The 2,043-nt window shown below is 44.6% G+C and carries 3 protein-coding genes; 1 reads left to right on the top strand and 2 read right to left on the bottom strand.

Going from position 1 to position 2,043, the window contains the following annotated elements; all coding sequences use genetic code 11:
* Window positions 1–670 (bottom strand): DUF4277 domain-containing protein (locus LC586_RS40390; RefSeq protein ID WP_229491362.1); only part of this gene is annotated, 670 nt, incomplete at its 3' end.
* 136 nt (window positions 671–806) lie between these two features.
* On the opposite strand from LC586_RS40390, the gene LC586_RS40385 reads away from it, so the two are divergent.
* Window positions 807–1,211: a hypothetical protein gene (locus LC586_RS40385; RefSeq protein WP_229491361.1), complete on the top strand. Its 405-nt coding sequence runs from the start codon at window positions 807–809 to the stop codon at window positions 1,209–1,211.
* 15 nt (window positions 1,212–1,226) lie between these two features.
* Here the strand turns inward: LC586_RS40385 and LC586_RS40380 are convergent, their stop codons facing one another.
* On the bottom strand, window positions 1,227–1,913 hold the full coding sequence (locus LC586_RS40380; protein WP_267921811.1) for a replicative DNA helicase: 687 nt from the start codon (window positions 1,911–1,913) through the stop codon (window positions 1,227–1,229).
* Between the last annotated feature and the right edge of the window lie 130 nt (window positions 1,914–2,043).

The raw sequence follows: 2,043 nt of genomic DNA, 5'->3' as shown, positions 1-2,043 counted from the left end.
TCTTACCCCACAATACTGATACTAGGCGCATGGGATGGTGGCAAGGGTGAGTGTGATTCAATCCCATGTGAATAATTTCGTCTTTGTAGTGAGAGCCTTGAGAAAGTACACGTGTTACCCGAAATCCTTCTATTTCTAGCGATCGCAATACATCTGTGAGATGCTGTATTTGTCGATACACTATACTCAATACTATTGCTGCCATTACTGGCAAGGTCAGTACTCGTGAACGCAAGCTCCGTTCTTTGTCTTTTACCCCTTTGAGGTTAGCAAATGTACCTGGGCTGACTAGTTCAAACAGGCGTGATTCTATCTCTTGGCTGGCTGGGGCAGGTACGCTGACTCGATGGCGAAAATCTGGATTCCCTTGCTTTTTCCGTGGTTTACTCATGGCTTTTTCAACACAGGGGTGTTGATTGACTTTTACCATTGATTTGCCCACTCTTGACAGCCATCTATTTTTCTTAACTTGACACCAATGGGCGCTGACAAACCCTAATCCGTTGAGAATCATTGCTTTTACCACTTGACCTGCACTTATTACTTCTTGCGGATGGCTTCCTAGTAGCCGATTGATTTGCTCTACTAGTTCCATTTCGTCACAGATGCCTGCGACTATGCCGCAGTGGTCAATATCCTGTACTCTTATATCTAATCGTGATGCTGTCATGCTTCTAAAATGCAGCATTTAGGTCATTTTTTAAAATACAGCATTTTCCGATCGCACCTGCGGAATCTAGGATAGTTGTACTCATAAAGTCTGTAGTTGTGAGTTTCTGCGAGAATAGAAAGAGAAAGGAGGGATTATGACAAACGCTTTTCCACCGGAAGATATCAGTGCAAGGTTTGATAATATTGATACTCGTCTAGAAGAGATCGGTGACGAACTGGATTTGCTGAGGACAGTACAGAATGCTAACAGGCGGGAAACACGAGGAAATTCCCAAACCATTGCAAGGTTGGAGCGTACTATTAGGGAACTGGCTGACATTGCGCGCCTCCATCAAGAAGGATTACGCGCTGCTCAAAGAGATGCTGAACGTGATCGTCAAACCATAAGGGAAACTGAAATTCAAGCTGACCGAGATCGAGAAGTATTGTTGGCTTCTCTACTCCAAGCAGAGCGCGATCGCCTTGCTTTTCAAGAAGAAATCCGCAGAATTTGGGAGTATTTACGTGACCGAAATGGCGGCAGTAGCACACCGAATTAATTAACTCCATCCCGTTTACCTGGCCAAGTTCAAAAATTTCGATGTAGATAAATCGCACAACATCGTCGCAGTGCCGAGCTTACCGTAAAGGCGGTTTTTCTCAACAATCAACTCAATAGTGTGATCGCTGCTGTCATTGCTGTACACGGAGTTGCGATAGAGCATAATTAACTGGTCGCATACCTCGAAAATTTCACCAGAGTTGCGGAGTAAATGACGGTTCGGGCGTTTATCAGCCGTAGTTTGATTCCCCCGATTGATTTGACAGCCCAAGAAAACAGGGATTTTGTGAGACTTGGCAATATCCCGAATCTGGCGGGTAATCTTGCCGACTTCAAAAGCCATGTTCCCGCCTGACTCCAGAGGAATCTGCTGCAAGTAGTCAATAAACACAGCACCAATAGAACCACCAAATTCGGCAATGGCACGGCGCACCGCAGAAGCAATCATTGTGGTTGTAGGGGAGGAATGCTCGTAAACCTTCCAAGGCAGTTCCACCATCTGTCCTATACCTTGTGCTATTTGCTCCCAGTAGCATTGAGTATTGGTTTGAATCATAGAAGCGTCTACGCCTGTGATTCGGGCCAGCATTCGGGCATTGAGTTGATTCTTATCCATTTCTGGAGTAACATACAGAACTGGTTTTCCAAGTTTGGTCATGATTTCGTAAGCGTAAGAAATCATGAAGTGAGTTTTGCCCATGTGAAGTAAGTTGGCGTGAAAAAACCAAAGTATGTAAAGATAAGTAAATACGGAGAATGCATCTACCGAGGTGACTAAGACATGGGCGCTCGTTTAAGGATATTTCTGACTCGTGATCAGGATAAAACTT

The sequence above is a fragment of the Nostoc favosum CHAB5714 genome, from assembly GCF_020829495.1.
GTDB lineage: Bacteria > Cyanobacteriota > Cyanobacteriia > Cyanobacteriales > Nostocaceae > Nostoc > Nostoc favosum.
Note: the sequence above shows the minus strand (reverse complement) of the source record. Positions and strands in the feature narration are given on the sequence as shown.